At 63.5% G+C, this 24,478-nt stretch carries 28 protein-coding genes and 1 tRNA gene; 11 read left to right on the top strand and 18 right to left on the bottom strand.

Features of this window, described 5'->3' with window-relative positions; translation table 11 throughout:
- Nucleotides 1–24 precede the first annotated feature (24 nt).
- On the bottom strand, nt 25–540 hold the full coding sequence (locus AB6802_RS07410; RefSeq protein WP_371009396.1) for a YbjN domain-containing protein: 516 nt from the start codon (nt 538–540) through the stop codon (nt 25–27).
- A gap of 178 nt (nt 541–718) precedes the next feature.
- Here AB6802_RS07410 and AB6802_RS07405 point away from each other — a divergent pair.
- A tRNA-Pro gene (locus tag AB6802_RS07405) sits at nt 719–795 on the top strand.
- A gap of 375 nt (nt 796–1,170) precedes the next feature.
- Complete coding sequence (locus tag AB6802_RS07400; protein ID WP_371009395.1) at nt 1,171–1,437, top strand: hypothetical protein; 267 nt, start codon at nt 1,171–1,173, stop codon at nt 1,435–1,437.
- A 7-nt stretch (nt 1,438–1,444) separates the two neighbouring features.
- Here the strand turns inward: AB6802_RS07400 and hdaA are convergent, their stop codons facing one another.
- From hdaA to AB6802_RS07385, 3 genes are read right to left on the bottom strand one after another with little or no spacing between them, the layout of a single operon-like run.
- Nucleotides 1,445–2,149 (bottom strand): DnaA regulatory inactivator HdaA, encoded by a 705-nt coding sequence (gene hdaA, locus AB6802_RS07395; RefSeq protein ID WP_371009394.1) that lies wholly within the window; start codon nt 2,147–2,149, stop codon nt 1,445–1,447.
- A gap of 1 nt (nt 2,150) precedes the next feature.
- Nucleotides 2,151–3,392, bottom strand: a complete 1,242-nt coding sequence (locus tag AB6802_RS07390; RefSeq protein WP_371009393.1) for an AI-2E family transporter — start codon at nt 3,390–3,392, stop codon at nt 2,151–2,153.
- Nucleotides 3,313–3,915, bottom strand: a complete 603-nt coding sequence (locus AB6802_RS07385) for a CDP-alcohol phosphatidyltransferase family protein (protein WP_371009392.1) — start codon at nt 3,913–3,915, stop codon at nt 3,313–3,315. The genes AB6802_RS07390 and AB6802_RS07385 overlap by 80 nt, the downstream gene beginning before the upstream one ends.
- 255 nt (nt 3,916–4,170) lie before the next feature.
- Between AB6802_RS07385 and purM the strand changes: the two genes are divergently transcribed.
- Together purM and purN are read left to right on the top strand one after the other, a co-directional pair.
- Nucleotides 4,171–5,250, top strand: a complete 1,080-nt coding sequence (purM, locus tag AB6802_RS07380; protein WP_371009391.1) for a phosphoribosylformylglycinamidine cyclo-ligase — start codon at nt 4,171–4,173, stop codon at nt 5,248–5,250.
- A complete protein-coding gene (purN, locus tag AB6802_RS07375; protein WP_371009390.1) occupies nt 5,247–5,954 on the top strand; it encodes a phosphoribosylglycinamide formyltransferase in 708 nt (235 codons plus the stop codon). Before purM ends, purN begins: the two co-directional genes overlap by 4 nt.
- A 44-nt stretch (nt 5,955–5,998) precedes the next feature.
- Here purN and AB6802_RS07370 read toward each other — a convergent pair whose 3' ends face one another.
- The gene (locus tag AB6802_RS07370) at nt 5,999–6,139 is read right to left on the bottom strand and encodes a hypothetical protein (RefSeq protein WP_371009389.1); all 141 of its coding nucleotides are present in this window, start codon (nt 6,137–6,139) and stop codon (nt 5,999–6,001) included.
- On the opposite strand from AB6802_RS07370, the gene AB6802_RS07365 reads away from it, so the two are divergent.
- Nucleotides 6,139–6,654 (top strand): histidine phosphatase family protein, encoded by a 516-nt coding sequence (locus AB6802_RS07365; protein WP_371009388.1) that lies wholly within the window; start codon nt 6,139–6,141, stop codon nt 6,652–6,654. The two genes, AB6802_RS07370 and AB6802_RS07365, sit on opposite strands and share 1 nt — an antisense overlap.
- 119 nt (nt 6,655–6,773) lie before the next feature.
- On the opposite strand, the gene AB6802_RS07360 is transcribed toward AB6802_RS07365, so the two are convergent.
- The 5 genes from AB6802_RS07360 to AB6802_RS07340 all read right to left on the bottom strand — a co-directional run bounded on the left by AB6802_RS07360 (nt 6,774) and on the right by AB6802_RS07340 (nt 8,314).
- Nucleotides 6,774–7,016 carry a DUF680 domain-containing protein gene (locus AB6802_RS07360; protein WP_371009387.1) on the bottom strand — a complete coding sequence of 81 codons (243 nt, stop codon included), beginning with the start codon at nt 7,014–7,016 and terminating at the stop codon, nt 6,774–6,776.
- A 282-nt stretch (nt 7,017–7,298) separates the two neighbouring features.
- Nucleotides 7,299–7,502 carry a DUF680 domain-containing protein gene (locus AB6802_RS07355; RefSeq protein WP_371009386.1) on the bottom strand — a complete coding sequence of 68 codons (204 nt, stop codon included), beginning with the start codon at nt 7,500–7,502 and terminating at the stop codon, nt 7,299–7,301.
- Nucleotides 7,503–7,534: 32 nt separating this feature from the next.
- A complete protein-coding gene (locus AB6802_RS07350; RefSeq protein WP_371009385.1) occupies nt 7,535–7,732 on the bottom strand; it encodes a DUF680 domain-containing protein in 198 nt (65 codons plus the stop codon).
- A gap of 57 nt (nt 7,733–7,789) precedes the next feature.
- On the bottom strand, nt 7,790–8,023 hold the full coding sequence (locus AB6802_RS07345; protein ID WP_371009384.1) for a DUF680 domain-containing protein: 234 nt from the start codon (nt 8,021–8,023) through the stop codon (nt 7,790–7,792).
- A gap of 57 nt (nt 8,024–8,080) precedes the next feature.
- Nucleotides 8,081–8,314: a DUF680 domain-containing protein gene (locus tag AB6802_RS07340; RefSeq protein WP_371009383.1), complete on the bottom strand. Its 234-nt coding sequence runs from the start codon at nt 8,312–8,314 to the stop codon at nt 8,081–8,083.
- Nucleotides 8,315–8,776: 462 nt separating this feature from the next.
- Between AB6802_RS07340 and AB6802_RS07335 the strand changes: the two genes are divergently transcribed.
- The gene (locus tag AB6802_RS07335) at nt 8,777–9,454 is read left to right on the top strand and encodes a response regulator (protein ID WP_371009382.1); all 678 of its coding nucleotides are present in this window, start codon (nt 8,777–8,779) and stop codon (nt 9,452–9,454) included.
- 12 nt (nt 9,455–9,466) lie between these two features.
- Complete coding sequence (locus AB6802_RS07330) at nt 9,467–10,828, top strand: sensor histidine kinase (protein ID WP_371009381.1); 1,362 nt, start codon at nt 9,467–9,469, stop codon at nt 10,826–10,828.
- Nucleotides 10,829–10,834: 6 nt separating this feature from the next.
- Here the strand turns inward: AB6802_RS07330 and AB6802_RS07325 are convergent, their stop codons facing one another.
- The 5 genes from AB6802_RS07325 to speB form a co-directional block, all read right to left on the bottom strand.
- Entirely contained in the window at nt 10,835–11,713 is an 879-nt protein-coding gene (locus AB6802_RS07325) for an ABC transporter permease (protein WP_371009380.1), read from the bottom strand.
- Nucleotides 11,714–11,726: 13 nt separating this feature from the next.
- The gene (locus AB6802_RS07320) at nt 11,727–12,536 is read right to left on the bottom strand and encodes an ABC transporter ATP-binding protein (RefSeq protein ID WP_371009379.1); all 810 of its coding nucleotides are present in this window, start codon (nt 12,534–12,536) and stop codon (nt 11,727–11,729) included.
- A 109-nt stretch (nt 12,537–12,645) separates the two neighbouring features.
- Complete coding sequence (locus AB6802_RS07315) at nt 12,646–13,605, bottom strand: ABC transporter substrate-binding protein (RefSeq protein ID WP_371009954.1); 960 nt, start codon at nt 13,603–13,605, stop codon at nt 12,646–12,648.
- A 331-nt stretch (nt 13,606–13,936) separates the two neighbouring features.
- Nucleotides 13,937–14,710: a 4-hydroxy-tetrahydrodipicolinate reductase gene (gene dapB / locus AB6802_RS07310; RefSeq protein WP_371009378.1), complete on the bottom strand. Its 774-nt coding sequence runs from the start codon at nt 14,708–14,710 to the stop codon at nt 13,937–13,939.
- A 67-nt stretch (nt 14,711–14,777) separates the two neighbouring features.
- Nucleotides 14,778–15,578, bottom strand: coding sequence for an agmatinase (speB, locus tag AB6802_RS07305; RefSeq protein ID WP_371009377.1), 801 nt, complete (start codon nt 15,576–15,578; stop codon nt 14,778–14,780).
- Between the two features lie 199 nt (nt 15,579–15,777).
- Here speB and AB6802_RS07300 point away from each other — a divergent pair, with 199 nt between their 5' ends.
- Together AB6802_RS07300 and AB6802_RS07295 are read left to right on the top strand one after the other, a co-directional pair.
- Nucleotides 15,778–18,588 (top strand): tetratricopeptide repeat protein, encoded by a 2,811-nt coding sequence (locus AB6802_RS07300; RefSeq protein WP_371009376.1) that lies wholly within the window; start codon nt 15,778–15,780, stop codon nt 18,586–18,588.
- 47 nt (nt 18,589–18,635) lie between these two features.
- A complete protein-coding gene (locus AB6802_RS07295) occupies nt 18,636–18,965 on the top strand; it encodes a hypothetical protein (RefSeq protein ID WP_371009375.1) in 330 nt (109 codons plus the stop codon).
- A gap of 31 nt (nt 18,966–18,996) precedes the next feature.
- On the opposite strand, the gene AB6802_RS07290 is transcribed toward AB6802_RS07295, so the two are convergent.
- Nucleotides 18,997–21,102, bottom strand: coding sequence for a molybdopterin-dependent oxidoreductase (locus AB6802_RS07290; RefSeq protein ID WP_371009374.1), 2,106 nt, complete (start codon nt 21,100–21,102; stop codon nt 18,997–18,999).
- 283 nt (nt 21,103–21,385) lie between these two features.
- Between AB6802_RS07290 and AB6802_RS07285 the strand changes: the two genes are divergently transcribed.
- Nucleotides 21,386–21,673: an addiction module antidote protein gene (locus AB6802_RS07285; protein ID WP_371009373.1), complete on the top strand. Its 288-nt coding sequence runs from the start codon at nt 21,386–21,388 to the stop codon at nt 21,671–21,673.
- A gap of 40 nt (nt 21,674–21,713) precedes the next feature.
- Here AB6802_RS07285 and AB6802_RS07280 read toward each other — a convergent pair whose 3' ends face one another.
- On the bottom strand, nt 21,714–23,591 hold the full coding sequence (locus AB6802_RS07280) for an ABC-F family ATP-binding cassette domain-containing protein (RefSeq protein ID WP_371009372.1): 1,878 nt from the start codon (nt 23,589–23,591) through the stop codon (nt 21,714–21,716).
- Nucleotides 23,592–23,994: 403 nt separating this feature from the next.
- Between AB6802_RS07280 and AB6802_RS07275 the strand changes: the two genes are divergently transcribed.
- Nucleotides 23,995–24,198: a hypothetical protein gene (locus tag AB6802_RS07275; protein ID WP_371009371.1), complete on the top strand. Its 204-nt coding sequence runs from the start codon at nt 23,995–23,997 to the stop codon at nt 24,196–24,198.
- Here the strand turns inward: AB6802_RS07275 and AB6802_RS07270 are convergent.
- The gene (locus AB6802_RS07270) at nt 24,180–24,476 is read right to left on the bottom strand and encodes a hypothetical protein (protein ID WP_371009370.1); all 297 of its coding nucleotides are present in this window, start codon (nt 24,474–24,476) and stop codon (nt 24,180–24,182) included. The genes AB6802_RS07275 and AB6802_RS07270 overlap by 19 nt on opposite strands.
- Nucleotides 24,477–24,478 lie beyond the last annotated feature (2 nt).

Genomic DNA, 24,478 nt, shown 5'->3' with positions numbered 1-24,478 from the left:
CGCCGAGCGCAATTTTTAGACCGGCTACTGCTGTTTCTGCATGAAGGTCGCGAAGGTGTCGGCGGAAGAGGCGAAGTCCTCGACCACCCCTTGCAGCCACGCCTTTGTCACGCCACCCGTCAGGTCGGCGCGGTAGTCGCCGTAGTACTTGCCGTCCTTATAGGTCATCGCGGTGATCCAGGCACCGTTGTCGAAATGGAACTGGTTGAGCGCTTCCACCGTCGGCGGCGTTTTCAGCGTCCAGCCGCCGGTTTCCATCAGGATGGATTTGCAGATCTTCTGGTCGTCGCAGCCGCCGAGGCTGGCAAAGAAATTCCTGCCGCCCGAAGCGCTGGAGACGTAATCGCCGCTGCTGTCGTTCTTGATCTGGGCGCGATAGCCGGCGTTCTGAAGCGCATCGCGGATGTCTTCCAGGGTGACCTTCGTCAACACCTCCGGCTTTTCATTCACATTCAGCTTGGCGGAATCTTCGGCCAGCGCCGGCAGACCGGCAAGAACCAACGGAAAAGCAAAAGCAATGACGCGTGCAAAGCGTGCCATGTTTCAAACCCCCAATTGACCCAGGGGAAAGTCAACATCAGACGTTTTTGCTTGTCAACGAAACCGAGGCCCCGCGCCGTTCAACACTGTGGCATCCGCCCGCCGATGGCCGGATCGAGGACGCTGCCGATTTTGTGTTGCCTTCCGGCCGTGCGCCCCCTATACGCCGCGGTGACCTCGGAGTGTAGCGCAGCCTGGTAGCGCACCTGATTTGGGATCAGGGGGTCGCAGGTTCGAATCCTGCCACTCCGACCATCACCCCTTCATCGCAAAGTGCTGGCCGCCATGCCCGGGATCGGGCTGGAAACGGTAAACCCGCCGGGCGAGAACCCCAATCTCGAGCCCGGCGAGCCTACAACCCGATCTGGAACGCAATCGGGACCGGGGTCAGCCGGCAATTTTGCGTTGCAAAAGGGATGCCATCGACGGGGTCCCGAAATGGGACAGATCAGGGCGCGCGCCCGGCTCAAATAATCCCTCGCTTAAAGTTCCATCGCCAGTCTGGAGCAGTCCAGCATTTCAAGGAATCGCTGAACCGCTCCAAGTATTTGTTTTTGCGCAATTCCGGACGGAAAACCGCTACGCACTTTTCCTGGAATTGCTCTAGAGTTTGGGCAACGAGGAATCCGGATGCTTGTTCTTGAGCCATTGCTGCCGCTGATCGGCCCTGCCTATTTCGCTTATAGCGGCTACACGGTTCCGTTCATCGTCGTCTGGGCAATTTTGTGCGCTGCCCTGTGGATCTGGAACAACCGGCCGAGCAAGAAGCAGGATGGCCGCGCGCCCCGGTCGTGGTCCGCCGGGCTGATGTTCTTTGCCGTGGTCGCCGCCTGCTACGTGGCGGTGCATACGGGGGTTTATCTGCTGGTCCGGCATCTGGCCGGGCTATGGGCTTAGGGCGGCCCTAAATATCGAATTCGCCCTGCCCTTCGTCCATGGCGCCGACCGTCTCGGCGGCCAAAGCGCGGGTGATCGGCGTTTTGCGTTCCAGGCCAGCGCGGTCGAGACGCTCGACGACGCGCATGGCTGTCGCCAGCGAGCGCTCGATGCGGCGCACCAGATATTGCACGACATGCGGCTCGACCTCGACCTGGCGGTCGGCGAAGAGCTTTGTGATGACGCCTGCGAGCAAAAGGTCGTCCGGCTCGTGGATTTCGACCGTCGCCGCCGCCTTCAGACGCGAGATCAGATCGGGCAGCGCAACGCGCCAGGCCGAAGGAAAACGCCGCGCCGTCAACAGCAGTGTCGAGCCGGCGCCGCGCACTGTGTTGATCAGGTGGAACAGGCCCTGCTCGTCGATCAACCCATTGTCGACGTCGTCGATAAGCGCCGGCCGGCTGCCCAGCCCGGCGATGTGATCGCCAATGCGGGCGGGGTCGATGACGACGGCATGCGCCCGCTCCTGCCATATCCGGGCGAGATGCGTCTTGCCCGAGCCGGGCGGACCTGCCAGCACCACCACCGGCGAAGGCCAGTCCGGCCAGCGCTCGATCAGGGACGCTGCCTGCGCATTGGTCCCGGAGACGACCAGCTCATCGCGCGAATAGCCGGTGCCGTGGCCGAGATCGAGCGGCAATTGGCGCGGCGGATTGACGGGCTGAGCAGCCATTTCAGCCCCGCGTCGAGCGATGGCCGCCGCCGCGATCGGCTGGCAATGGCGGCGCCGGCTCGGCGGCATGGCCCTTGTAGAGCGGCGATTGCAGATAGCGGGAAATGGCGAAGCGCACCAGAACGGCAATCGCCGCCGAAGCCGGCACAGCGATCAAGAGACCGACGAAGCCGAACAGCGCGCCGAAGGCAAACAGCGCAAACATCAGCCAGACCGGATGCAGGCCGACGCTTTTGCCGACCAGCCTCGGTTGCAGGATGTTGCCTTCGATGAACTGGCCGACGACGAACACGCAGGCAACCGCCGCCACCATTGTCCAGTCCGGCCAGAACTGGACGAAGGCGACGCCGACGGCGAGCACCAGCCCGGTCAGCGAACCGACATAGGGAATGAAGGAGATCAGCCCGGCGAAGAAGCCGATAAGGATGGCGAAATTCAAGCCGGTGAACGTGAGCCCGGTGGCATACATGGCGCCAAGCACCAGGCAGAGCGTGCCCTGGCCGCGCACGAAACCGGCGGTGGCGGTGTTGATGTCGCGGGCGAGCGAGCGCACCGTCTCGACATGGTCGCGCGGCACCCAGCTGTCGACCTCGGCCACCATGCGATCCCAGTCGAGCAGCATGTAGAAGGCGACGACCGGGGTGACGACGAACAGACTGACCAGCGACACCAGCGCCACGCCCGAGCTCCAGAGCGAGGTGAAGACGGTGGTCACAATGCTGAAGCCGGAGGAGAGCAGCGAATTCAACCCGTCACGCAGGCTGCCGGCGTTGACGCCGAAACGCTGCTCCAGCCATTTCGGATCGATGCTGGTGATCAGCGACTGCAGGCGCGTCAGATAGTCCGGCAGCTTGCGGCCGAAATCGGCCATCTGTGTCGTCAATACCGGCACCAGGATAACGAAAGCCAGCACCACGACAATGATGAAGGTGATCAGGATAACCACCGTCGCCATCAGCCGCGACAAGCCTAGACGCTGCAGCCGGTCGGCGACCGGGTCGAGGAAATAGGCAAGCACCATGCCGGCCACGAAAGGCAGGAGGATGTTCGAAAAAAGGTAGAGGAAGAGGGCCAGCAAAACGGCCGAGCCCAACCAGAAGAAGATCTGGCGGCGGAGCGCACCGGTTCCGTCTTCAGCCGCCGCTGCCGCCGAGGCGCTGTTGTCAGGTGCCCGTCTTGGTGCTGCCGGTGTTGGTGCTGCCCGTCTTGGGGTCGCTCGGCTGGGAGCCTTCGCCATAACCACTCATATGCCTTAGCCAGGCCACGAGATAGGCCGCGGCCGAAGCCACGGTCAAGACCCCGGTCAGCAATATGAGCGCCGAGCGCAGCGGACCGAGGTGGATGGAGAAGGCCAGTTCGCCGAGCACAAGCGCTGCCAGCACGATCTGCGCGGCAGTGTTGGCCTTCGACACAAAAAGCGGCTTCATCTCGACCGGATGGCTCATGACGCTCGACAAGAGCACCGCGCAGACGATCAGCCCATCGCGCGAGACCATGGTCACCACCAGCCATAGCGGCAGTTCGCCGGCAAAGCCCATGACGACAAACACCGACACCAGCAGAAGCTTGTCGGCGATCGGATCGAGATAGGCGCCGAGCCGGGAAAACTGGTTCCAGCGGCGGGCGATGAAGCCGTCGACGCCGTCGGAGATGCCGGCGACCACGAAGCCGGCGAAGGCCCAGTCCCAGCGCATGTTCAGCATCGCCAGCACCACGGCGGGCACCAGCAGCAGCCGCATGATCGTGATCAGGTTGGGGATGGTCACCTATGTCCCGTCGTGGCTTATTGTTGGACGATAGATGATGGAGATGCGAAGGACGCGCAAGGGAGACTGCCGCCGCTCGCCCTGGCGTGTGCCCGTTCTTGTCCATTTGCGGCTCGATCAGCCGCACCCGCGATGGGCCTGGAGCGCTTTGAACCGCCAAGTATCCACGCTTTTGTCGATGCAAGCGACCGTCATCCTTGCCCGGCGAAACCATTCATGCGAAGAGCCGGCAAGGACAACAGGGACGAGCCGACAATGAGCACGGGCGATCAGGCCAAGCGCAAGAACGGGCTCACTTATGCCGATGCGGGTGTCGACATCGATGCCGGCAATCTGATGGTCGAGAAGATCAAGCCGCTGGTGCGCGCCACGCGCCGTCCGGGCGCCGACGGCGAGATCGGCGGCTTCGGCGGATTGTTCGATTTGAAGGCGGCCGGTTTCACCGATCCGGTGCTGGTCGCCGCCAATGACGGCGTCGGCACCAAGCTCAAGATCGCCATCGACGCCGGAAAACACGACACGATCGGCATCGACCTCGTCGCCATGTGCGTCAACGACCTCGTCGTGCAGGGTGCCGAACCACTGTTCTTCCTCGACTATTTCGCCACCGGCAAGCTCGACCCCGACCAGGGTGCGGCGATCGTCGGCGGCATCGCGCAAGGCTGCCGGCAGGCCGGCTGCGCGCTGATAGGCGGCGAGACGGCGGAAATGCCGGGCATGTATCACGACAAGGACTACGACCTTGCCGGCTTTGCCGTGGGTGCCGCCGAGCGCGGCCAGTTGCTGCCGACCGACGACATTGTCGAGGGCGATGTGCTGCTTGGCCTCGCCTCCTCCGGCCTTCACTCCAATGGCTTTTCGCTGGTGCGCCGCATCGTTACCACGAGCGGCCTTGCCTGGAGCGATCCGGCGCCGTTCAACGACGAGCTGAGCCTCGCCGAGGCGCTGCTCGAGCCGACGCGCATCTATGTGAAGTCGATCCTGAAGGCGATCCGCAACACGCATGGCATCAAGGCGCTCGCCCACATCACCGGCGGCGGTTTCCCGGAAAACATTCCGCGCGTGCTGCCCAAGGATTTTTCGGCCGAGCTCGACCTGGCGGCAATCGATGTGCCGCCGGTGTTTTCCTGGCTGGCGAAAACCGGCGGCGTCGCGCCGGAAGAGATGATGCGCACCTTCAACTGCGGCATCGGCATGATCCTGGCGGTCGCTTCCGGCCAGGCGGCGCAAGTGGCGGCCGTGCTGCAGGAGGCCGGCGAGACGGTGACGCCGATCGGCCGCATCGTGCCGCGCCGCGACGCCGGCGTCATCTACAGGGGCTCGATCGGCCTATGAGCAGGAAACGCACGGTTGTTCTGATCTCGGGGCGCGGCTCCAACATGACGGCGCTGATCGCGGCGGCCGGCGACCCAGCCTATCCGGCCGAAATCGTCGGCGTCATTTCCGATCGAGCCAATGCCGCCGGCCTCGGCATCGCGCAATCGCGCGGCGTCGCCACCAAGGTGATCCAGCGCGCCGACTATCCAAGCAAGGACGCGCATGACGCGGCGGTCGATACCGCGCTCACCGGCTTCGGCGCCGAGATCGTGGCGCTCGCCGGCTATATGCGTATTCTGGGCCGCGGCCTGGTCGAGAAATGGCAGGGCCGCATGGTCAACATCCACCCAGCCCTGCTGCCGGCCTTCAAGGGCCTGGACACGCATGCGCGGGCCTTGCGCGCCGGCGTGCGCATCCATGGCTGCTCGGTGCATTTCGTCACGCCCGAGATGGATGACGGACCACTGATCGCGCAGGCTGCCGTGCCGGTGATGGTCGGCGACAATGAAGACACGCTGGCCGCGCGCGTGCTGAAGGTCGAGCACCGGCTCTACCCGCTGGCGCTTGGGCTGGTCGCGGAAGGCAAGGCGCGCATGGAAAAGGGCCATACCGTGCTTGCCCATTTCGCCGACGATGCCGAAAACGCCACCTCGGTGGTGATGGCGCCCGACCCGCTGCGCGAGGAGAGAGACCTCGAACATCTGGCGCGGATCACGCCGTAGAGGCTTGAACCGAGGATGACGGAATGGCACTTAGCTCAGATCCGCTAAAGCACCAGACCGAGACGGACCGACTGCGCGGAGCATGGCTGGAAGGGCTCGACGGCGGTCAGTTCGAAGCCTTCGACATAGAGGCGATCAAACAAAAGGCTCGTGCTCGCCTGGCCAGCCTGGCTGGTCCTGAACAATGCCCGTGACCCAGCTGCTTCTCCTGCGCCACGCCAAGTCGAGCTGGGACGATCCTGACCTTGCCGATTTCGACCGGCCGCTCGGGCCGCGCGGGCTGAAGACGGCGCCGCTGATCGGGCGCGAGCTCGCCCGGCGCGACTGGTTGCCGGATCTGGCGCTGGTTTCGCCGGCGTTGCGCACTCGCGACACTTGGCGTCTGGTCGCGGCGGAGTTGCCGACGTATGTGCCAGTGGAGTTCGCCGAGGAGCTCTATGAGGCAGCGGCCGGCGCCATCCTGGCGCGCCTTCGGCGGGCGAAGGCGAACAGCCTGCTTGTGATCGGTCACAATCCGGGCTTGCAACAATTTGCGTTGCGGCTGGCCGGCGCGGGATCGGACGAGGGCGTGTTCAAGAAGATCGAAGCGAAATTCCCGACGGCAGCGCTTGCCTGCTTCACGGTAAAGGGCGACTGGGCTGATCTCGATTTCGGCGGCGCCAGGCTGACGCATTGCGTGCGGCCGAAGGACCTGGAGTAGAGGTCGAGGCCGCCGATCTCGCCCCTGCCCTGCCCCATGGTGGGGAGATCAGCGCTTGATCGCCTCGCAAACGAAAAGCGGCGGAGCAAGCCCGCCGCTTTTTGGCATTTGCGGAGCGATCAATTGCCCCAGATGCCCTGGCCCGGGTCCGGCCAGGCCTTGGAGCCGGGGGCACCGGTCGTCATCGTGGTATCGACATTGGCCTGCTTGGCAGTTTCACGCTTGCCGAGCGAGCCCGTGTAAGCGCTGTCGACGCCGACGGTCGCCTGGTTGGCATTGTTGTCGCCATAGTGGTCGCTGCCGGCGAAGGCCGAGCCCATGGCGAGAAGCATTGCGGCGGTGGTGAGAGCGATCCTGGTCATGTTCAAATGTCCTTGTTCCTGTTGCTTGATCCACGGTGGCCTTGGGAGGATGGCCCCGCTGCCGATAAGACCTGCGGCGTCCAGGATTTATTCCCGGCACATTCGCTTTTCAGCGGCCAGAGCAGCGTCGGTCCGGACTTGGCTCGAAAAAAGACAAACGATTACAAATGCTTGTGATACAAATACTTGTGAAGTGGATTTCATATTGCCGGTAGCCGGCTCCACAAAAGCAAAGCGGCGGGCCAAGCCCGCCGCTTTGAGGTCCGTCGAGAACAGGACCGTTTAGTGGTTGCCGAACAGGTCGTGGTTGGCGCCCGTGACGACCGGCTTCTGAGCATTCGCGTCCGACTTGATCGAAGCCGTGAACGACGTGTCGACCGAAGCGGTCGGCTGGTTGGCATTGGCCGAGCCATAGTGGTCGGAGCCGGCGAAAGCAGCACCGGTGGCAACGAGAAGGGCAGCGGCGGTAAGAGCGATCTTGTTCATTTTAATTACTCCAGATTTGAGGTTGTTGGCTGTTAGTGGTTGCCGAACAGGTCGTGGTTGGCGCCCGTGACGACCGGCTTCTGAGCATTCGCGTCCGACTTGATCGAAGCCGTGAACGAGGTGTCGACCGAAGCGGCCGGCTGGTTGGCCGAGCCGTAGTGGTCGGAGCCGGCAAAAGCAGCACCGGTGGCGACGAGAAGGGCGGCGGCGGTAAGAGCGATCTTGGTCATTTTAGGTACTCCAGATTTGAGGTTGTTGGATCAGATTTGGTTGAGGCAGCGATGGGCTTAGTGGTTGCCCCAGTTGCCCTGGCCGGACTGCGGCTGGTTCGAGGAGGGCGTGATGTGGAGGTCACGCGTTTCGAAGGTGCGGATCGAGCCGGTGATGGTGTTGTCCACGTTGCCGGCAGGAGCGGTCACAGCGGCCTGGTTGGCATTGTCGGCGCCGTAGTGGTCGGAGCCGGCGAAAGCGGCGCTTGTGGCAACCAGAAGGGCGGCGGCGGTAAGAGCGATCTTGTTCATTTTAGTTACTCCAGATTTGGAATTGATGGGTCAGTTCTTGGTCAAGGCTGGGGCCGCTTAGCGGTTGCCCCAGTTGCCCTGGCCGGATTGCGGCTGGTTCGAGTCCGGCGTGATCTTGAGGTCGCGCTGTTCGAAGGTGCGGATCGAGCCCGTCACGGTGCGGTCAACGTTGCTCGAAGACTGGGTGACAGCCGGCTGGTTAGCATTGTCGGAGCCGTAGTGGTCGGAGCCGGCGAAAGCAGCGCCTGTGGCAACCAGAAGGGCAGCGGCGGTAAGAGCGATCTTGGTCATTTTAAATACTCCAGATTTTCAAAGTCGTGTCCGTCTAGTGGCGTGCCTTGTTGGAAATTCGCGTCGCTCGGACTACCCCGAAATGGGTCCGCCCTATTGCCATTTCCAATCACGAAAATGTGCGAACCGAACCGTTCGGTTCGATCTTGAAATCACGTGATTGACGCAGCGGTCATATTATTTTTGTTTGATATCAACTGGTTAGAATAATGGCCGTGCAATGCGAGGCCCTGATTGGGCCTAGCAACGTTCACCTCAGCTACACGGACCGTCAACATTAATTGAACCGAACGGTTCGATTTTATCTCTTGTCCGGCCGAATAGGTGGCTGAACAGCCGCCCCGCCCGCTCCCCGTGCCGGCGTTTGCCTTGCGGGCGGATCGATACTATCGGTTGATTCCGAGAGCCAATCCGGACGCCGCCTCCGGCGAAGGCCGGCGCCATTGCGGAGAACAACGACGCATGCGGCTGCTGCTTGTCGAGGACAATCGCGAACTGGCCGACTGGCTGAGCAAGACGCTGCGTCAGGCGAGCTATGTCGTCGACGTCGTCCATGACGGCGAGGATGTCGAGCATGCACTTGCCGCCGGCGAGCATGCCCTCATCATCCTCGACCTTGCCCTGCCCGGCATGAGCGGCATGGAGGTGCTGAAGCGGCTGCGCGCCCGCGGCAATCCGGTGCCGGTGATCGTGCTCACTGCCAATGCCAGCCTCGATGGCCGCGTCAAGGGTCTCAATGAAGGCGCCGACGACTATCTGGCCAAGCCGTTCCAGATCGAGGAGCTGGAGGCGCGCATCCGCGTGCAGCTGCGCCGCGCCAACGACCGCACCGCCCCGGTCATCGCCTGCGGCGATCTCGTCTTCGACACCAACACACGGCTGTTTACGCTCGGGCCGGAGCCGCTGTCGCTGACGCCGCGCGAGCACGCGGTGCTGGAACAGCTGCTGGTCAAGGCCGGACGCACGGTGAGCAAGGCGCAGCTCTCGGCGGCGATCTACGACTTCGACACCGACGCCGACCCCAGCGCCATCGAGATCTATGTGCATCGCCTGCGCAAAAAGCTCGAAGGGTCGCGCGTCCAGATCGCCACCTTGCGCGGTCTCGGCTATCTCTTGCGGCACGACGACCTGACGCCATGACGATGTGGCGCCATGAGGATTAACAGTCTCCGTCTGCAGCTTCTGGCTTGGGTGGTGTTACCGCTCGTCGGGCTCGCGACCATCAATCTATGGACCAGCCACCGCAACGCGCTGGCGACAGCGGATCTTGTCACCGACCGCATGCTGATGGGCTCGGCGCGGGCCATTGCCGAACGTGTCGCTGTGGCCGACGGCGTGCTCGACGCCACGATACCGCCGGCGGCGATCGAGATGTTCGATACCGGCGACCAAGACAGCGTCTACTACCATGTCAAGACGGCTGGAGGGCGGCTGCTGACCGGCTACCCTAACCTGCCGGAGGCACCAAAGTCTTCCAGCACGGAGGCAAGCTATCGCGACCACCGGCTGAGGTTGCTTACCTTCAGCCACACGGTGGTCGGCGCCGGCAACGATTCGCCGATCACCGTTACCGTCGGCGTTTCGCTTGCCGGGCACGACGCCATGGTGCGGCGTCTATGGTTCGGCGCCTTCGCCCAGCAGCTGGCGCTGGTGGCGATTGCGGGCTTGTTCGTCCTGCTGGGTCTGCATCGTGGCCTTGCACCCTTGATCCGGTTGCGCGACGCGGTGCGCTCGCCCAGCCGCAGCGATCTCGACCCGGTCGAAGTGGCGGGCGCGCAGAACGAGATCCGGCCGCTGATCGATGCGCTCAACGCCTATATGGCGCGGGTGCGCGCGCAAATGGCGGCGCAGCGCCGCTTCATCGCCAACGCGGCCCACCAATTGCGCACCCCGCTGGCGCTGCTGTCGACGCAGGCGAGCTATGCCTTGCGAGAAACCGCGTCCGACCAACGCCAGGAAGCGCTGGTGGCGCTGCAGGCAAGTTCCGGCAAGCTGGCGCGTTTGGCCGAGCAGTTGCTCACCCTGTCACGCGCCGAGCCGGGCAGCCGGCGGCCGCGCGCCGACCGCATCGACTTGACCGAGGCCGCCCGGCATGTGCTGGAAGCCCAGGCGCCGGCCGCGATCAAGCGCGGCATTGACCTCGGCCTCGACGAGACCGGACCGGTGCCTGTCATCGGCGACGGCACCATGCTGCGCGAAATGATCGTCAATCTGGTCGACAATGCCCTGCGCTACACGCCAGCCGGCGGCACCGTCACCGTCAAGCTGGCGACCTTGGATAGCCAAGCCGTGCTGACGGTTTGCGACGACGGTCCGGGCATCCCGCCCGAGGAGCGCGAGCATGTCTTCGAGCGCTTCTACCGCCTCCCAGGCGCCGCCGAGGACGGCAGCGGGCTTGGGCTCGCCATCGTGCGCGAGGTGGTCGAAAACGCCGGCGGCAGCGTCACCCTTGCGGATGGCGCGGCTCGCGGTCTGATGGTTGAAGTGCGGTTGCCACTGGCGGCTGATTCCTAATCTGATCTACTGCGTCTCGTGCAGCGGCTGCGGGCGCCATTTCGCCACCCGGTTCTCGACCATCGTCATCAGATATTCTGCGCCCAGCGCCACCACCATGATGACCACGATCGCGGCATACATGCCGGCGGCGTCGAATGACCCCTTGGCGATGTTGATCAGGAGGCCGATGCCGTAGCGCGAGCCAACGAACTCTCCAACAATTGCGCCGATGATGGCGAAGCCGAAGGAGACGTGCAGGCTGGCGAAGATCCAGCTCATCGCCGACGGCACGATCACCGAGCGAGTCAGTTGCCAGTCGGAGGCGCCAAGGATGCGGGCATTGGCGATCATCGCCCGGTCGGCCTCGCGCACGCCCTGGAAGGCATTATGGAAGACGACAAAAAACACCATGATGAATGCCAGCGCCACCTTCGAGGCAAGGCCGAGGCCGAGGATCATGATGAAGATCGGCGCCAGCACGACGCGAGGAATGGAGTTGATTACCTTGATGTAGATGGAAAAGATGTCGGCGGCCATGCGATTGCGGCCGAGCGCGACACCAATGATGATGCCGGCGACCGAGCCTGACACGAAGCCAAGGACCGACTCCTCCATGGTGACATAGAGATGGTACCAGAGTGGCCCTTCGGAAGTGCCTTCCGTCACCCATTCATAGAGCCTCAGCGCGATCGCGCTTGGCGTGGCGTAGAAGAACGGATCGATCCAAGCCATACGCCCCGCGACCTCCCAGGCGGCGAGGAAGACGACGAGGATGGCAAGCCGCCAGAAGATCACCGCGCGGCGGCGATGTTGCGCCGCCTTGGCGGCGGCAGCTTCTATTTCCGCGTCGGAGGTTCCCGGCTTGAAGCTTCCGGCGCTGATGTCGATGGCGGCATCGGTCATGGTGTGTCCTCCCTCACGCGGCGGCGCGGGCATAGCTGGTCTCGACCTCTTCCTTGAGATCGGCCCAGATGGTGCGCGAATAGTCGATGAAGCTTTGCTCGTAGCGGATGTCGGCGACGACGCGCGGGCGCGGCAGATCGATGGTATAGACCGACTTCACCGTCGCCGGTCCGGCGGTCAAAACATAAACCTTGTCGGCCAAAGCGATCGCTTCCTCGAGGTCGTGGGTAACAAAGACGACGGACGCCCTGGCTTCGGACCACAGTCGCAGCAGCTCCTCATGCATAAGGACGCGCGTCTGCACGTCGAGGGCGGAAAACGGCTCGTCCATCAGCAGGACCTCAGGGCCGTTGATGAAGGTCTGGGCAAGCGCCACGCGTTTGCGCATGCCGCCGGAAAGCTGATGAGGATAATGTTGCTCGAAACGAGACAAGCCGACGCGCGCAAGCCAGTCGCGCGCCGCGACCTGGGCCTGTGGCCTCGGCTTACCGCGGAAGAGCGGCCCGGCCATGACATTCTCGATCACCGTGCGCCACGGAAACAAAGCGTCGGTCTGGAAGACGAAGCCGATGCGCGGGTCTATGCCCTTGACGGGTGCGCCCATGACGCGGACCTCGCCGGCGCTCGGGCTCGCCAAGCCGGTGACGAGGTTGAGGGTGGTGGATTTTCCGCAACCGGTCGGGCCAACGACGGCGACGAATTCGCCGCGCTCGACCGTCATGGTGAAATCGCGGATCGCGGTCAGCGACTTGCCCGTGGGTGAGAGGAAGCGGCGGCTGACGTTGATCAGCTCAATTGCCGGTGCGTTTTTTTCATGTGCCATGCTGGTCAAGCTCCGGGTTCGAACGAACACCCCGCCGTCGGCAAGGGCCGCCGGACGTGAAAATCAGGCGATTGCCGGCGCGATGCTGTGCATCACGCCGGCAGGCCGGTCACTTCGCGTTTTTGACGAATTCGGTTGTGTAGGTCTTCGACAGGTCGATCTGCTTGCCCTGCAGTTCCTTCTTGAAGGCGGAAAGAACCTTCAGCACCGTTTCGGGCCCTCCCTCAGGCATGATACCGTCGGGAGTGAACATCGCCTTGCCGGCATCGAGAGCCTTCACATAGCCTTCCTTGTCGCCGACATAGTAGTCCTTCGGCATCTTGTCGGCGATTTCGGCACCGCTGTGGGTGTTGATGAACTTCTGCGTCTTGACGAAGGCATTCGCCAGCTTCTGCACAACATCCTTATGGGCCTCGACCCAGTCGGTCTGCATATACAGAGAGGCGGCGGGATAAGTGCCGCCGAGCGCGGCCTTGGTGCCTTCCATGGTGCGCATGTCGATGAGCACGGTAGCTTCGCCTGTTTTAAGAAGCCGGGTAATGGTCGGTTCGGTCGTCATGCCGGCCTGGATCTTGTCCTGCTGCATGGCGGCGATGAACGTATCGCCAGCGCCGACCGGAATTGAGGTGAATTCACCCAGCTTCAGGCCGTTCTTCACGGCGAGGTATTCGGTCAGGAAGTTGGTCGAGGAGCCAAGGCCGGTGACGCCGAGGTTCATGCCCTTGAAATCGGCCGGCGACTTGATCTCGGGATGCTTGGTCGAAACAAGCTCGACTTCGCCTGGCGCCTGGCTGAACTGGACAATGGATTCCACGAATTTGCCCTTTGCCTGCAGGTCGATGCAGTGATCGTAGAAGCCGACGACGCCTTGCACGGCGCCTGCCAGCATCTCGTTCTCAGCATCGACACCGGCCGGTTCGTTCAGCAACTCGACATCGAGGCCCTCGTCCTTGAAGTAGCCGAGAGCTTCGGTCAGCTTGGCGGGCAGATAGATCTGCTTTTCGTAGCCGCCGACCATGATCGATATCTTGTCGGCCGCCGATGCCGCCGAAGCGCCTGCGGCGACCATGGCAAACGTCAGCGTCACGGAGCGCAGGACGCGCTTAGGGATGAAACCGTTCACGTAACTTCCTCCACCTGGGCGGCGCGCTATCCGAGCTACGCCGCATCTCCTCCTTGCCGGCCGCTCCCAGGCCGGTTACGGCGAACGCCGCAAACCTGTCATGACACGGTCAAGCTTTCAGCTGGCTTTCAGCCATTTTGGCGACCGCAGAAATGGAAAACGGCGAATTCGCGTAGAGCGGTTCAGCACTTCACGGAATCGCTGAACCGCTCCAAGTTTTGTTTCTGCGCAATTCCGGACGGACAACCGCTACGCACTTTTTCTGGAATTGCTCTGGTCACGAGGCAGTGAACCCCAACACGTCACGCATGTCGTATTCGCCAGGCGGCTGCCTTGCCACCCAGAGCGCCGCCGCGATGGCGCCGCGCGCGAACATCGAGCGGTCGCCGGCCGCATGCGAGAGCGTGAGTGTCTCGCCTTCGGTAAGGAAGCTCACGCTGTGCTCGCCGACGATGCTGCCGCCACGCAGCACGGCGAAGCCGATCTCGCTGGACGGGCGCGGACCGGTGAGCCCGTCGCGGGCACGTTTGGCCACATCGTCAAGCCTGACGCCGCGCCCGCGCGCCGCTGCTTCGCCGAGCATCAACGCCGTACCCGATGGCGCGTCGACCTTGAAGCGGTGATGCGCTTCGAGGATTTCGAGATCAGCGTCGGGACCGAGCGCCCGCGCCGCCTGCTCGACCAGCCCGGTCAGCAGGTTGAGCCCGAGCGAATAGCTGCCGGAGCGCACGATGACGATGCTCTTCGCCGCCTCGGCTATGGCTTCCAGCTCGGCGGCATCGAAGCCCGTCGAGCCGATGACCAGCGCCGGGCCGCCGCGCGCGGCGCAGGTCTTTGCCAATTCGGCTGACGCGGCCGGCGTGGTGAAGTCGATGACGATTTCGGCAAGCGCCAGCGCCGCATCGCGCTCGACCAGCCCCTCACCCACGCTACCCGGCCGATGGAAGCGCGCGACGAGCTGCAAGCGTGGATCGGCAGCAACAGCCTCCGCCATCTGCCGCCCCATGCGGCCGAGCCCGCCGGCGATGGCAATCTTCAGCGGCTCAGGCATGGCGGATCCTGTCGAAAAGCTGGTCGAAACAATCGTCTAACACGCTGCGTTGGCAAATTGATTCAGCCTAGGCTGCGCCTGTCTTCAGCATCATACCGGCGATCTCCTTGACCAGCTTGGCGGCGACAAGCGCGGTAATGTTGGAAACGTCCTGGCGCGGATTGTATTCGACGACATCTGCGGCGACGATCGGCTGGTCGATCGACTGGATCAGGCCGATCACCTGACGCGTGGTGAAGCCGCCGGGCTCGCGATGCGAGACGCCCGGCGCGAAGGCCGGATCGAGACCGTCGAGATCGACCGAGAGGTAGACGGGCGTCTTGAGGTCGAGCGGCAAGCCTTCCTTGAAATACCGCATCTCCACCACCTCGACACCGAAACGCTCGAACTGGCCGCGAAGCTCGTCGTTGAGGGTGCGCAAACCGATCTGGATCAGGCGGTCGGCCAGCCGCTCCTCCATGATGCGCGCGAAGGACGAGGTGTGCGAGCGCGGATTGTCCTGATAGGCATCATACATGTCCGGATGGGCGTCGATCTGGACGATCGTCAGCTTGGGATGGCGACGGCGCGCGGCGCGCAGCACCGGCCAGGCGATCGCGTGGTCGCCGCCAAGCGAGATCAGCGGATGGCCGGCATCGAGCGCGCGGCCGACCTCGCTTTCGATCCGCTCCCACGGATCGCCGCCTTGCGCGAAATCGATGTCGCCATGGTCGACAAGGCGGTCGACCACGTCGAAGCCGGTCTCAGACCACGAGGTGTGGGCGTCGGAATGCAGTTCGCGCCGGATCAGCGGCGGCGCCTCGGCCGGGCCCTTGAGATAGGATGAGTTCGCGTCATGCGGAATGCCCAGGAGCGAGACCTTGGCCATGACATCTCTCCGCATCATTGAAACAGAACCCCTCTATAGAAGCCGGAGCTGGCGGGTGCGACGAGAGGCGCTTGGGCCAGATCGAATGTCGCCACGGGGTGCAAGCGAATGTGAAGCACCACACTCATCATCACTCGTAGAGCATGCTAATTTAGCTTGTGTGTCCGGCTGCGCCCGGACGGGTTGGAGGGGAGCGCCAATGTTGCGGCCGGTGCATGTCCTGGTTCTTTCCTGCCTCGCGCTCTCCCAGGTTGGCGGCGGCGCCTTCGCGGCCCAGCCGGCTGCGGAGAAATCCGAGGATGCGGCCAAGAAGGCCGCCGAGGATGCGGCGGCCCGAAAAAAGGCTGCCGACGACGCAGCGAAGAAGGCCGCCCTCGCCGAGGCGATCAATGTCTGCGATCGGGGCGCCGCCGTGCCGCTCGACCCAACAGCCAAGGCGCCGCCGGTCCCGTATGGCGAGCTCTTCCCGCAGGATTTCGACCTCAGCAAGCTCAAGGTGCTGGCCGACAAATGCCAGGCGGCGATGCTCGGCGCGCCACAGGAAAAGCGGCTGACGCTTGAGTGGCTGAGGCTGCAGGTCGCGCTCAACGACAAGGGGCTGGTCTGGCTCCTGCCGCAGATCAAGCTGCTGGCCGATGGCGGCAGTCCTGAAGCAAATTTCCTTCTCTATGAGTTCTACTCGGTGCATCGAAATGACGATGCGGACGCTGGCTCGCCGGCGGTCTCGCGCGAGACGGCGCTCGATGCCTTGCGAAAATCCGCCGATGCCGGCCATCTCACCGCCCTGGTGGCGCTGCTGAACCAGTACGGCAACGGGCCGCTGTTGCGCCGTGACGCGCGCAAAGCCGTCGAGACCGCGCGGCGCATCATCGATGCGCCGGTACAAGGCCAGTCGCCTGGCGAATGGGACGCCCGGGTTCGCGCGGCTATGCCAATGCTGATCGCCCAGGCGACGCTGGAGAAGGACGGTTTCACCGGCGACGAGCAGAAAAAGGCCTTCGACGCCGTGGAGGCGGATGCCAAGGCCGGCACCGCCAGTTCCGGACGATCCATGCTCGCCTATATCACGGCGCTGCGGCTCGGCCGCGGAACGCCGCAGGACGCGGCCAAGGCAAGGCAGATGCTCGAGGCGCGCATCGGTCAGGACAGCGACGCCATACCGATGTTGGCCGACATGCTGGCCAAGGGTGAAGGCGGGCCGGCCGACGGCAAGCGCGCCATCGCCATGTTGCGCGCCGCCACCAAGAAGGTCGCTGCGGCAGGGCCATCGCTTGCCGGCCTGTTGATGGATGGCAAGTTCGTCGGCCGCCAGCCGCGGGAAGCAATCCAACTGCTCAATGCCTCCTGGGATCTCGACGCCGGCATCCGGCTTGCCGGCCTGATCCTCGACTATGACGGCGCCCAGATCGACAATCCCGAAAGGCTGATCGAGCGCCTGAGCGACGGCGCGGAGGCCGGCGAGCCGGGCGTCGCACTGGCGCTGGCGCGGCTGCAGCTTTCGGACGATCAGCAGTTCCAGAACGAAGACCAGGCGCGCGCCATGCTGAAGCCGCTGGCGGATGCGGGCGACCGCGACGCGTTCTGGCTCTACGCCTCGACGCAATATGCCAATCTGGATTCGACCAGCTACCGTCCGTCGCGCCGCGACGATGGGCTGAGCGACGATCAGCTGAAAACCCTGATCGACGAAGGCGAGGCCAAGAAAGAGGCGCCGGCCTATCTGCTGCAGGCGAAGCTGTTGCGCAAAGGCGTGGTCTACCCGCAGGACGACGCCAAGGCGACCGCAATGCTGATCAACGCCGCCAATCTCGGTAATGTCGAGGCCATGGTGCTGCTCGGCGACGCTTATGACGATGGTCTGGGCATCGACAAGAACCCGCGCGAACGCCTGCATGCGTGGCGCGAAGCCGCCCGGCTCGGCTCGCTCAAGGCAAAGCGCAAGCTTGCCGACGCCTTCACCTTCGACAGTTTCGACCATCTGATGACGCTGCGCGAAGGCATCACCGACCGCATCGCGCTTTACAATGACGGGTTCGGCCGAATGGGTGCCGGCGTGTTGGGCGACAGCGCAGCCAGCATCGAATTGAGCGGCCTCTTTTCCGGGCCGGCTTCGAGCGCTGGAACCGCGGCGGTCGCGGCCGCGGTGATGGATGCGTTCCGCGAGGCGCCAGCCGGGCTCGATGAAGAGAACCTGGTCGGCATCGGCAAGGCGTTGCCCGACGACATCCGCATCGCCATCGAGACCACGCTGAAGAGCGAAGGTTTCTATGCCGGCGAGCCGAAAGGCTATTTCGGCCCGGACGCGCGCAAGGCGCTGGGGGGTTGGGTCGATGCCAAAGGCCCGCTCGCCGATGTCCCCGCCTCTGAAACCGCGGGCAAACAGCCCACTGCGCCGGCTTCAGGCCTGCTCGACGCGGACATCATCAACCGCGTCGGCAAGAAGGTCTTCGCCCAGGCGCAGGCCGCCAAGACCGACAAGCAGAAGCTTGCCGCCATCAAGCAGCTCAGCGTGCTCGCCCGCTATGGCGACCTCCCCTCGCGTTGGGCGCTGGTGCGCAACTACCATCAGGCAAGGGCCATCCGCTCGGTCGTCACGCCCGACGAGATCACCCGCTACGCGCTGGACATCCTGGTGTCGAAGCCTGAAGGCGTCGACAAGCCGGAGTTCGAGTTCATCTTCGACCTGACGCAGATCGCGCAGGACCGGAAATCCAAGGCCGTGGGCAGCGCCACGCTACAGGCCATCCGCGACGATCCACGCCTGCAGGACCCGCTGACGCTGGGCGCCATCATGGGCCAGTACAGCTTCGCGCCGGAAGCCTGCGACTCCGTGCTGGCCGCCGCCCGCAAGGCCGGCGTCGACGGAATCGGATCGGATGGATGCGACGAGGAAACGCGTACAGCGCTGATTGCCTATGCCAAGGACAAGGGCGCGTCCGGCACCGATGCCGCGGCGCGCAAATCGGCCGCCGAAGCGATCAAGACGCTGGATGCGCAGGCGATGAAGTAGCAGTCAGCGAGTTGTCGCCGCTACAGTGGAATGTCACAATACCGCCCATGAAAAATATCCAGATCATTGATGGCGCCTTGAATGCGACCTTCAGCGTGTTCCAGGCAACAGACGAAGAGTTCGGCCTCATCTTCCCCGGCGATCGAGATATGGAGTTGGCCGAAGACCTCTTTGAACGACTTGGCGACGAGGAGGCCAATCGCGTCCTGATTCCGCTTTGGACCCGTCCCGTTCTGAAGCGCGATGCGCTCGGAATCCATGAGACGCTATTCTACAACAACGAAGGTCGACGCATCCCGAAATCAAAGCGCGAGGTCGATTGGGATGATGGCGCCATCAACCAAGCCCAAAGAGAACTGTTCTTGCGGCATCGGTGAAGTCACAAGCCAATTCGTCCGCACTGGGTAGTCAAAGCGCCCTGAGCCAAACCTTGTTGTCATGGAAGGCGGCGCCGCCATAAGGCGCTGGCGCATCGGCGCCGGTCAGCACGTTGATGCCCTCGCCGCGCTCATGCGCGCTGTTTGGCCAGATGCCTTCGGCCACCACCACACCGCGCTTCACGCCGCCGAAAAGCTTGGCATGCAGCACGATGTCGCCGCGCTTGTTGCCAACCTCGACGCGGCCGCCATCCTCGATGCCGAGCGTGGCCGCGTCGTCGGGATGCACGAGCAGTTCCGGCCTGCCTTCCTTGGCCTTCGACACCGGCGTCTCGGAAAAAGTCGAGTTGAGGAAATTGCGCGCCGGCGATGTGGTCAGCCGGAATGGATGCTCCTCATCCGCGACCTCGATCAGCTCGACGTAGTCGGGAAATTCCGGCAGTTGCTCGACCGGGCCGAACAGGCCCATGCTTTTTGGCGGCCGGTTGGGCGCCGCCTGCCCACTCCAATTGGCGCGGAAATGGAATTTCTTGTCGGCATGGCCGAAGCCGTTGACGAAATGCGCGTCATCGAAGTCGGGCTGCAGATCGATCCATTTCTCAGCCTTCAGGCTATCGAAGCTGCCCAGCCCGCGCTTGCCCAGAATGATGTCGATATGCTGCTTCTCGGTCAGGCCGAAGCCTGGCCGGTCGGCGACGCCGAGGCGTTTTCCGAGCTCCTCGATAACATAGTGGTTGGTGCGCGGCCCTTCCGGCGGCTCGATCAGCTTGGGGCCGAGCGTGATGTGCTGGTTGCCGCCGCCCTTGTAGATGTCGTCATGCTCCAGGAACATCGTCGCCGGCAGCACGACATCGGCAAGCTTGGCCGTATCGGTCATGAACTGCTCGTGCACGCAGGTGAACAGGTCGTCGCGCAGAAAACCCTGGCGCACCAGGCGCTGCTCGGGCGCGACATTGGCCGGGTTGGTGTTCTGGATCAGCATCGCCGTCACCGGCGGGCCGCCATAGAGCGCGTCGGCCGCCCCTGTCAGCACCGGGCCGGTGCGCGACTGGTCGAGATAGCGCACATTCGGGTCGCGCATCGCGGTGCCTTCGAGCACATCCTGGTTCAGCTTGAAGATGCCGGAATTCGTGTGGAAGGCGCCGCCGCCTTCATACTGCCAGGCGCCGGTGACGGCGGCGATGCAGGAAGCGGCATGCATGTTGACCGAGCCGTTACGCTGCCGCGCGAAGCCGTAGCCGAGGCGGAAGTAAGTCTTCTTCGTCGTGCCGACGATTTGCGCGAAAGCTTCGATCTCGGCGATTTCGAGCCCGGTGATGGCAGCAGCCCACGCCGGCGTGCGCGTCTTGAGATGCTCTTCCAGTCCGCACGGATCGTCGGTGTATTTTTCCAGATAGGCACGATCGGCCATGCCGTCGCGGAACAGGACATGCATCACCGCGCAGGCGAGCGCGCCATCGGTGCCGGGCTTGAGCACCAGGCCGAGATCGGCCTGCTTCATCGTGGCGTTGTCATAGATGTCGATGACGACGATCTTCGCGCCGCGCTCTTTGCGCGCCCGCATCGCATGGGTCATGACATTGACCTGCGTGACCACGGCATTGGTGCCCCAGATCACCACGCAATCGGCCTTGGCCATCTCGCGCGGGTCGGGGCCGCGCATGGCACCGGCGCCCATTATCCAGCCGGTCCAGGCGAGATTGGTGCAGATCGAGCCGAAGAAGCCCGAGTATTTTTTCGCGTGCCGCAGCCGGTCGATGCCGTCGCGCTGCACCAGCCCCATCGTGCCGGCATAATAATAGGGCCAGACAGTCTCAGATCCGTATTTCTCCTCGGCGCGGACGAATTTCTCCGCGACGAGATCGAGCGCGGCTTCCCAGCTGGCTTCCTTCCAGGCGCCCTCGCCCTTGCCGCCGGCGCGGATAAGCGGCTTCAGCAGCCGGTCCGGGTGGTGCACACGGTCGGCATAGCGCGCGACCTTGGCGCAGACGACGCCCGACGTGTAGCTGTTCGACTTGGCGCCATGCACGCGGCCGATGCGGTGGGTGTCGAGCAGCTCGACTTCGAGCGCGCAGGTCGACGGGCAGTCATGCGGGCAGGCGGAATGGCCGATCCGGGGTGGCGTGTGCTGGTTCATAGTCCGTACTTAGCGGCTTTGAATGGCGGCGTGTAGGGGCAAATGAAGGCGCTTGAATGGGCCTTGACGACCAGTAGTTTAAAAACTACAGTGAGCCGATGTTTGAGCTGAAACAAACTGAGACTTTTCGCAAATGGCGAATGCAGCTCAAAGATGAACGCGTACGCGCGTTAATCGCTTCGCGCCTGGATCGTCTCGCTTTCGGTCATCCCGGAGATGCCCAGGCCGTAGGGGACGGAATCAGTGAACTGCGAATCCACTTCAGGTGACTGGAGTGAATGACATGCCTGAAAAACTGACGACATACGATCCCGCCGAGGATCTCGCCTCCGATGAGGCCATTGCCACCTTTATGGCAGAAGCCTTCGAGACCGATGACAGCGGATATATTGCCCATGCACTCGGCGTGGTGGCGCGCGCCAAGGGCATGACACAGATCGCCAAGCAGACGGGGCTATCACGCGAACAGCTCTACCGATCCTTCAGCGGCGATGGCAATCCGACACTGAAGACGACGATTGCCGTTATGAATGCGTTGGGCATGCAATTGACCACGAGGCCACATCCCTGACCTGCAATTCCATTCCCGCCAGGAAATGATCGAGGGACTCCTATTCCGCGATCCCTTCCTCATACTCGGCCGACATGGTCAGCCATTTCTCCTCGTTCTGCGCCAAGGTCTGCGCCAGCTGCGAGCGCTCCTTGGCGAGCCTGGTCGCGGTCGAGGGGTCCTTCTCGTAGATCGCCGGGTTGGCGAGCTCGTCCTCGATAGCGTCGATGCGCTTGCGGATGCGGTCCATCAGCGCCTCGGTGGCCCGGATTTCCTTGGCCAGCGGTTCGAATGCGGCGCGCCGCTGCGCTGCCTCGCGGCGGCGATCGGCCTTGGACGCCTTGTCCGCCTCCTTCTGCTCGCGGCGGTTGGACGAGACGCCGGTGACCAGCGTTTTGTAATCCTCGAGGTCGCCGTCATACGGGTTGACCGCGCCGTCCTTGACCAGCCAGAGCCGGTCGGCTGTGGCTTCGAGCAGGTGCCGGTCGTGCGAGATCAGGATCACGGCGCCAGGAAACTCGTTCAGCGCATGGATCAGCGATTCACGGCTGTCGATGTCGAGGTGGTTGGTCGGCTCGTCGAGGATGAACAGGTTCGGGCCCTCGAAGGCCGAAAGCCCCATCAGCAGACGCGCCTTCTCGCCGCCCGAAAGATCCTTGGCGGCGGTGTTCATCTTCTCGGTGGCAAGGCCGAACTGGGCGACGCGGGCGCGCACCTTGGCTTCCGGCGCGTCCGGCATCAGCCGCCGCACATGCTCATAGGCGTTCTCTTCCGGGCGCAGATCGTCGAGCTGGTGCTGGGCGAAGATCGCCACTTTCAGACCCGGCGCCACCGTCATGGTGCCGGTCTCCTGCTTCAGGCGGCCGGACAGAAGCTTGGCGAAGGTCGACTTGCCGTTGCCGTTGGCGCCGAGCAGCGCGATGCGGTCGTCGGCATCGATGCGCAGCGTCATCTTCTTCAGGATCGGGCTGCCCTCGGTGTAGCCGACATTGACGTTGTTCAGCGCCACGATCGGTGAAGCGACGGTCTTGACCGGCTCGGGGAAGGAGAACGGCCGCACGCTGTCGTTCACGATCGCGGCGATCGGCTTCATTTTCTCCAGCGCCTTGATGCGCGACTGCGCCTGCCTGGCCTTGGAGGCCTTGGCGCGGAAGCGCTCGACGAAGGATTCCATGTGCTTGCGCGCGGCTTCCTGCTTGACGCGGCCCTTTTCCTGCAACTCGCGCTGCTCGGTCAGCTGGCGCTCGAACTGGTCATAGCCGCCGCGCCAGAAGGTCAGCTTCTTCTGGTCGAGATGGACGATCGAGTTGACGGCGCGGTTGAGCAGGTCGCGGTCGTGCGAGATCAACAGCACGGTGTGCGGATATTTCGAAACGTAATTCTCCAGCCAGAGCGTGCCTTCGAGATCGAGATAGTTGGTCGGCTCGTCGAGCAGCAACAGGTCCGGCTCGGAAAACAGCACGGCCGCGAGCGCCACGCGCATGCGCCAGCCGCCGGAGAAGGACGAAGCCGGCCGCTTTTGCGCGGCGTCGTCGAAGCCGAGGCCGGCAAGGATGGTGGCGGCGCGGGATTCCGCCGAATGCGCGTCGATGTCAGCCAGCCGCGTGTGGATCTCGGCGATGCGGTGCGGATCGCTCGCCGTCTTTTCCTCTTCGAGAAGTGCCGAGCGCTCAAGATCGGCCTTGAGCACGATCTCGATCAGCGGCTCTTCCGTGCCGGGCGCTTCCTGCGCCACCTGGCCGATGCGCGTGTTCCTGGGCAGGTTGATCGAACCGGTCTCGGATGGGAAATCGCCGGTGATCGCCTTGAACAGCGTCGTCTTGCCGGTGCCGTTGCGTCCGACGAGGCCGGCCTTGGTGCCGGCCGGCAGGGTCAGCGAGGCATGATCGAGAAGCAGGCGCCCTGCCATGCGCAGCGAGAGATCGTTGATGATAAGCATGGCCGGGCTTTTGCACGGGACATAAGGGCTGCGCAAGAGCCGGCGATCCGGCAGGCTGATCTGCGCTCTGGAAGCGGCTCCGATCCGATGCCCCGCGACCGCGGCGATCACTCGTCCGCTTATCGCGCTCGATCGGCGATGATCATCTCGCCGCGGAAGAACAACCTAACGACGCAAGACAACCGCAAGTTTCGTAAGCTTAATATTCACGCTGTCATCTATGACATGTCCAAAAAAAGTCAGCAAAATCTTTTGGCCCAAACCGGATGCTTACCAAAAATTGATTTCAGTTTTAATGCAAACCTGCAAACCTATGAATGCGCCGTGAGTCGTGAGTGGGCGCCAACGATAACTTGGCCAACCTCACTTGGCCCAATTAAACTGGCGATGTCAGGAGCTCACGATGGACGGGGCGGCCAACGATCCACGCACGCTGAGATATGTCGCGGAAATCACGCGCAAGCTGGCGAAGATGCTCTCGCGCTCGCGCTACCATATGCTTGTCTATCTTCTTGAAATGACGGCGGTCGAGGCGGACAGCCTTGCCGATGAACAGGACCCCAAGCGTGCGCCTGAGCCCAAGCGGCCTCAGTCAAGCGGCGGCTGACTGCTCGCAATAAGACGATCCAGAATGGCCAGGCATTTCAACCGCTTGACTTCTATGGCTGGCGGATCGGAGGCTTCGACGACGGTGCGCTCGAAGTGGTCGAGCGCCGCGAGCAATTCGCCGGACGGGTTGCCGAGCGAAAACAGGACGCGCCGCGCCTTGACGCCCTCGGCGGTATCCACCGAAGACTGAGCAGCCACCCTGCGGCGCAGAGCGCCGAGGGCGGCCAGATGGCCGCGCCATGGTGATGGCGCGGCGTCATCCATTGCAGGCAACATGC

The organism is Mesorhizobium sp. RCC_202 (assembly GCF_041355295.1).
Classification (GTDB): Bacteria; Pseudomonadota; Alphaproteobacteria; order Rhizobiales; family Rhizobiaceae; genus Mesorhizobium.
The sequence above is the reverse complement of the archived record's forward strand: the minus strand, read 5'-3'. Positions and strand labels throughout refer to the sequence as shown.